Annotated in this window: 9 protein-coding genes; all 9 read left to right on the forward strand. The window is 71.6% G+C overall.

From position 1 onward, the window contains the following. The coding region (locus tag ACFV6I_RS14600; protein WP_380425442.1) for an MBL fold metallo-hydrolase at nt 1–534 on the forward strand (534 nt) is incomplete at its 5' end. Nucleotides 535–710: 176 nt separating this feature from the next. Beyond that, nucleotides 711–1,829 (forward strand): PhoH family protein, encoded by a 1,119-nt coding sequence (locus tag ACFV6I_RS14605; RefSeq protein ID WP_380425444.1) that lies wholly within the window; start codon nt 711–713, stop codon nt 1,827–1,829. A 14-nt stretch (nt 1,830–1,843) separates the two neighbouring features. Then, complete coding sequence (gene ybeY, locus ACFV6I_RS14610) at nt 1,844–2,338, forward strand: rRNA maturation RNase YbeY (RefSeq protein ID WP_063347517.1); 495 nt, start codon at nt 1,844–1,846, stop codon at nt 2,336–2,338. Between the two features lie 19 nt (nt 2,339–2,357). Beyond that, the gene (locus tag ACFV6I_RS14615; RefSeq protein ID WP_063347516.1) at nt 2,358–3,683 is read left to right on the forward strand and encodes a hemolysin family protein; all 1,326 of its coding nucleotides are present in this window, start codon (nt 2,358–2,360) and stop codon (nt 3,681–3,683) included. Nucleotides 3,684–3,716: 33 nt separating this feature from the next. Further along, nucleotides 3,717–3,953, forward strand: coding sequence for a hypothetical protein (locus tag ACFV6I_RS14620; RefSeq protein WP_063351092.1), 237 nt, complete (start codon nt 3,717–3,719; stop codon nt 3,951–3,953). Between the two features lie 18 nt (nt 3,954–3,971). Beyond that, nucleotides 3,972–4,517 carry a DUF4383 domain-containing protein gene (locus ACFV6I_RS14625; RefSeq protein WP_063347515.1) on the forward strand — a complete coding sequence of 182 codons (546 nt, stop codon included), beginning with the start codon at nt 3,972–3,974 and terminating at the stop codon, nt 4,515–4,517. 31 nt (nt 4,518–4,548) lie between these two features. Further along, nucleotides 4,549–4,902 (forward strand): hypothetical protein, encoded by a 354-nt coding sequence (locus ACFV6I_RS14630; protein ID WP_063351091.1) that lies wholly within the window; start codon nt 4,549–4,551, stop codon nt 4,900–4,902. A gap of 162 nt (nt 4,903–5,064) precedes the next feature. Beyond that, nucleotides 5,065–5,223 carry a hypothetical protein gene (locus ACFV6I_RS14635; protein ID WP_159398424.1) on the forward strand — a complete coding sequence of 53 codons (159 nt, stop codon included), beginning with the start codon at nt 5,065–5,067 and terminating at the stop codon, nt 5,221–5,223. A 59-nt stretch (nt 5,224–5,282) separates the two neighbouring features. Further along, complete coding sequence (gene era, locus ACFV6I_RS14640) at nt 5,283–6,212, forward strand: GTPase Era (protein WP_063347514.1); 930 nt, start codon at nt 5,283–5,285, stop codon at nt 6,210–6,212. The last annotated feature ends 76 nt before the right edge of the window (nt 6,213–6,288 follow it).

Raw genomic sequence — 6,288 nt, forward strand, 5'->3', positions numbered from 1 at the left:
GAGAGCGGCGGGGGGCCGGCGGCGCGCGCCTCCCACCCGGTCTCGCCGGCCCCCCGCCGTGACGCCGCCGCCGCCGCCGCCCGCCTGGTGCCCGAACGCCTCGCCGCGCTGGGCGTCTTCGGCCCCGCGGTCGGCCGCCTCCAGCACGAGGGGGCGATCGAGGCGGACGGCCGGCGGGTCACCCTGGAGGAGGTCAGCGAGCCCCGGCCGGGCCAGCGCTTCGCCTTCGTGATGGACACCCGGCTCTGCGACGGCGTGTACGAACTCGCCGAGGGCGCCGACCTGTTGGTCGCCGAGTCGACCTTCACCGACGCCGACTCCCGGCTCGCCGAGGAGCACGGCCACCTCACCGCCGGGCAGGCCGCCAAGGCCGCCGCCGAGGCCGGCGTGCGCACCCTGGTGCTGACCCACTTCTCCCAGCGCTACCCGGACCTGGGCCAGCATCTGGCCGACGCCCGCAAGCACTTCGACGGCGAGCTGGTGCTCGCCGCCGACCTCGCCCGGGTGCCCGTCCCCGTCCGGCGCCAGCCGTGAACCCGGCCCGCACCCCGTGAAAAGCGCTCGCGCCGCTCCCCGATCTGCCGCAGCATCGTCGGGTGCGGCCCCGCCGCCCGCCGCGGCGACCACGTGCGCGGCGTACCCTGGTGCCCCGGAGAGACCGATCGGCACACGACACCACGGATGGGATGAGGCAGGCCCAGCGCCGACCTATGAGTGACACATCGCAGACCCGTACGAACGGACAGTCGCGCCCCGAACCGGCCGACGACGGTCGCGTCAGCGCCCGGATCGTCATCCCCGAGAAGCACCCGATGGTCACCCTGCTCGGCACAGCGGACTCGCTGCTGCGCGTGATCGAGCAGGGCTTCCCCGCCGCCGACATCCACGTCCGCGGCAACGAGGTGACCGCCACCGGAGCGCGCGCCGAGGTCGCCCTCGTGCAGCGGCTCTTCACCGAGATGATGCTGGTGCTGCGCACCGGCCAGCCCTTGACGGAGGATTCCGTGGAGCGCTCCATCGCCATGCTCCGCGGTGCCGCGGAGGACCCGGACAGCCCGGCGCCGTCCCAGGTGTTCACCGCGAACATCCTGTCCAACCGGGGCCGCACGATCCGCCCCAAGACCCTCAACCAGCAGCGCTACGTCGAGGCGATCGACAAGCACACGATCGTCTTCGGCCTCGGCCCGGCCGGCACCGGCAAGACCTACCTCGCGATGGCCAAGGCCGTCCAGGCCCTCCAGGCCAAGGAGGTCAACCGGATCATCCTGACCCGCCCGGCCGTCGAGGCGGGGGAGCGGCTGGGCTTCCTGCCCGGCACCCTCTACGAGAAGATCGACCCGTACCTGCGCCCGCTGTACGACGCGCTGCACGACATGATGGACCCGGACTCCATCCCGCGCCTGATGGCGGCCGGCACCATCGAGGTCGCGCCGCTGGCCTACATGCGCGGCCGCACCCTCAACGACGCCTTCATCATCCTGGACGAGGCCCAGAACACCTCGCCCGAGCAGATGAAGATGTTCCTCACCCGCCTCGGTTTCAACTCCCGGGTGGTGGTCACCGGCGACACCAGCCAGATCGACCTCCCGGGCGGCACCCGCAGCGGCCTCAAGGTCGTCCAGGACATCCTGGCCGACGTGCCCGACATCCACTTCTCCGTCCTCACCAGCACCGACGTGGTCCGCCACAAGCTGGTCGGCCGGATCGTGGACGCCTACGAACGCTGGGACGCCAAGCAGGAGGCCGAGGAGAACCCCTCGCCCGCCCGCAAGCCGGCCCAGCGGCGCGGCTCCCGCGCACCCCGTCAGTCCCATCGCACCGAAAGCTGAGTACGCAGCCCGTCATGTCGATCGACATCGCCAACGAGTCCGGTTGGGACGCCGATGAGGAAGCCATCCTCGACGTCGCCCGCTTCGCCCTGGACAAGATGCGGATCCACCCGCAGTCCGAACTGTCCGTGATCCTGGTGGACGGAGCGGCGATGGAGGAGCTGCACATCCAGTGGATGGACCTCCCCGGCCCCACCGACGTGATGTCCTTCCCCATGGACGAGCTGCGCCCCGGCAAGGAGGGCGAGGAGCTGCCGCAGGGCCTGCTCGGCGACATCGTGCTCTGCCCGGAGGTCGCCGAGCAGCAGGGCAAGGCGGCCCCCTCCAAGCACTCGATGGACGAGGAGCTCCAACTGCTCACCGTCCACGGGGTGCTGCACGTCCTCGGGTACGACCACGAGGAGCCCGAGGAGGAGGAGGAGATGTTCGCCCTCCAGAAGCGCATCCTGGACGACTGGCGGGCGGGCCGGGGCCTCGGTGGTCTCTCCCCGGCCCCCACCACCCACTGAGCGCGGAGCCCGAACCCCTGTGAGTGGTGAAAGTACGAGCTTCATCCTCGGTGCCGTGCTCCTCGTCGTCCTCGGCTGGCTGGCCGCGTGCGCCGAGGCGGGCATCTCCCGGGTCTCCCGGTTCCGGGCGGAGGAGGCCGTGCGGGCCGGGCGGCGCGGCTCGGCCCGGCTGCTGACCGTCGCCTCCGACCCGATCCGCTACCTCAACCTGGCGACCCTGATCCGGGTGGCCAGCGAGATGGCGGCGGCCGTCCTGGTCACCGTGGTGTGCGTGCGCAACGTGGAGCCGATCTGGCAGGCCGTGCTGCTGGCGTTCGGCGTGATGGTGCTGGTGTCCTTCGTCGCGGTGGGGGTCTCGCCGCGCACGATCGGGCGCCAGCACCCGCTCACCACCGCGACCGCCGCCTCCTTCGTGCTGCTGCCGCTGGCCGCGGTGCTCGGCCCGATCCCGCGGCTGCTGATCCTGCTCGGCAACGCGCTGACCCCGGGCAAGGGCTACCGGGAGGGGCCGTTCGCCTCCGAGGCCGAACTGCGGGCGCTGGTCGACCTCGCCGAGAAGGACGACCTGATCGAGGACGAGGAGCGCCGGATGGTGCACTCGGTCTTCGAGCTGGGCGACACCATCGTCCGCGAGGTGATGGTGCCGCGCACCGACCTGGTGATGATCGAGCGGCACAAGACCGTCCGGCAGGCGCTCACCCTGGCGCTGCGCTCGGGCTTCTCGCGGATCCCCGTGGTCGGGGACAGCGAGGACGACGTGGTCGGCATCGTCTACCTGAAGGACCTGGTCCGGCGCACCCACATCAACCGGGAGGCGGAGTCCGAGGAGGTCGGCGCGGTGATGCGCCCGGCCGTCTTCGTACCGGACTCCAAGCCGGCCGGCGACCTGCTGCGCGAGATGCAGCAGCGCCGCTCGCACGTGGCGATCGTGATCGACGAGTACGGCGGCACGGCCGGCCTGGTCACCATCGAGGACGTCCTGGAGGAGATCGTCGGCGAGATCACCGACGAGTACGACCGGGAGATCGCGCCGGTGGAGGACCTCGGCGACGGCTCGTACCGGATCACCGCCCGGCTGCTGGTGGAGGACCTGGGCGAGCTGTTCGGCATCGAGCTGGAGGACGAGGACGTCGAGACCGTCGGCGGCCTGCTGGCCAAGCACCTCGGCCGGGTGCCGATCCCCGGCTCGGCCTGCGAGATCCCGCTGCCCGAGCCCGCCGGCACCGGGCTGACCGGCATCCTGCTGACCGCCGAGTCCTCGGCCGGGCGCCGCAACCGGATCGGCTCGATGGTCGCGACCCCGGTCCGCAAGGCCGCGGAGGCCGGGGCGGAGCCCGGCGAGTAGCGGTCGCGCCCCGGCGGAGCGACCATGGACAGCATGACGCATCAACTTCGCGCGGAGTACGGCCCGCAGGGTGCGACCGGCGGGGTCAAGGTCTGGCACGTGGTGCGCGACGGCGACCCCGCGACGGCGCTCTGCGGCCGCAGCCTGGCCGACGACGCCGAGACGAGGCCCGAGCAGGAGTGGGGCACCGGGCTGCGCTGCTGCCAGCAGTGCGGTTCGCTCTACATGCACGAGGTGCCGCACATGCAGGGGAGCCATCCCTACAGCTAGGCCGTGGTGGAGGTCGCCATGAAGCTGCAAGACGAACTGCCCGTGAACAGCCGGCTCGCCACGGTGTGGCGGATCGGGGCGGGGCTCGGGGGGATCTTCCTGATCGTGTTCGGGTGCCTGGGGCTGGCCGATCACCCGGGCTTCCTCGCCACCCACGGTGACCGGATCACCGGGCTGTCGACCAACGGGGCGCTGAGCATCCTGTCCATCGTGGCGGGCGCGATCCTGGTGGCGGGGGCGGTGGTCGGCGGCAACTTCGCGTCCAACCTGAACATGGTGGTCGGCGTGCTGTTCGTCCTGTCCGGCTTCTACGGCCTGGCGGTGCTCGGGCGGCCGGACGCCAACATCCTGAACTTCCGGATGTCGAACGTGCTGTTCGCCTTCATCTTCGGGGTGATCCTGACGACCTTCGGGATGTACGGCCGGGTGAGCAGTCACCTGCCGCACGACAACCCGTTCTGGCGCGAGCGCACGGAGCACGAGACGGCGCGGCCGTCCGGGCCGAAGACCTTCGTCAAGGTCCTCAACCCGAACCCCGGTCCGACCCACCCGGTCGGCCACTGAGCGGCCGCGGGGGCCGCCTATGCTCGGCGGCATGAGTGACATCGTCGAGCTCGACCCCGAAGACAAGAAGATCATCACCCTGGCCCGCTCGGCCCGCGCCCGCAACGGCGTCGCCGAGGGGGCCGCGGTGCGTGACGAGACCGGCCGGACGTACGTGGCCGGGACGGTCGCGCTGGAGTCGCTGCGGCTGAGCGCGCTGCAGACGGCGGTGGCGATGGCGGTGGCCAGCGGTGCGAAGTCGCTGGAGGCGGCGGCCGTGGTGAGCGAGGCGGAGCAGCCGGCCGAGGCCGACCTGGCGGCCGTCCGGGACCTCGGCGGGGCCGGGACGCCCGTGCTGCTGGCCGGTGTGGACGGGACGCTGCGGGTGGCGGCCGAGGCCCGCTGAGGGCTGCCGAGGGCTGCTTGAGGCCCGCCGGGGCCTGCTCAGGGCCCGCTGCGGCCTGCCGCGGCGGGCGATGCCGGGCGATGGCGGCGGCCTGGCGAACACCTGCCCGAACCGAGCGGATAGTCTCACCGGGGGAGTGAACTCGGTGAGGGGGCTGGGCACATGGGGGCGGTGGCGTTCTTCGCCGGGCTACTGCTGTTCGTGATGGGGATGGGCAAGTGGCAGGAGACCGGCTCGCCGTACTGGCTCTGGGGTTCGGTCGCCTTCCTGGTCCTGTTGGTGGTGATGTCGGTGGTTTCGCGGGGCGGTCGCAAGGGCTGATCGGGCGGTGCGGGCGGGCCCGGGCAGCGCGACTCCGGTGATCAGGGAGAATGGAGCACATGAGTGCCCCTTCCTCCTCGTACCGCTCCGGCTTCGCGTGCTTCGTCGGCCGACCCAACGCGGGCAAGTCGACCCTGACCAACGCTCTGGTGGGGACGAAGGTCGCGATCACCTCCGACCGCCCGCAGACCACCCGGCACACCGTGCGCGGCATCGTGCACCGCCCGGACTCCCAGCTCGTCCTGGTCGACACCCCCGGCCTGCACAAGCCGCGCACCCTGCTCGGCGAGCGCCTCAACGACCTGGTCCGCAGCACCTGGGCCGAGGTCGACGTGATCGGCTTCTGCCTGCCCGCCGACCAGAAGCTCGGCCCCGGCGACAAGTTCATCGCCAAGGAACTCGCCGAGGTCAAGAAGACCCCCAAGGTCGCCATCGTCACCAAGACCGACCTGGTCGACTCCAAGCGGCTCGCCGAGCAGCTGATCGCCATCCACCAGCTCGGTGAGGAACTGGGCATCGAGTGGGCCGAGATCATCCCGGTCTCGGCTGTCGGCGACAAGCAGGTGGAACTGGTCGGCGACCTGATCACCAAGCTGCTGCCGGAGGGCATGCCGCTCTACCCGGACGGCGACCTCACCGACGAGCCCGAGCAGATCATGGTCGCGGAGCTGATCCGCGAGGCCGCCCTGGAGGGCGTCCGGGACGAGCTGCCGCACTCGCTGGCCGTCGTGGTCGAGGAGATGCTCCCGCGCGAGGGCCGCCCGGCGGACCGCCCGCTGCTGGACATCCACGCCAACGTCTACATCGAGCGGCAGAGCCAGAAGGCGATCGTCATCGGCGCCAAGGGCGCGCGGCTCAAGCACGTCGGCACCACCGCCCGCAAGCACATCGAGGCGCTGCTCGGCACGCCGGTCTTCCTGGACCTGCACGTCAAGGTGGCCAAGGACTGGCAGCGCGACCCGAAGCAGCTGCGCAAGCTCGGCTTCTGAGCCCCGGCTCCCAGCGAAGGCCCGCCCCGAGCAGAAAGACCCGGAGGGCCATAGGCATGTACGGGGGCAGGTGGGT

Source organism: Kitasatospora sp. NPDC059803, from assembly GCF_042732255.1.
GTDB lineage: Bacteria > Actinomycetota > Actinomycetes > Streptomycetales > Streptomycetaceae > Kitasatospora.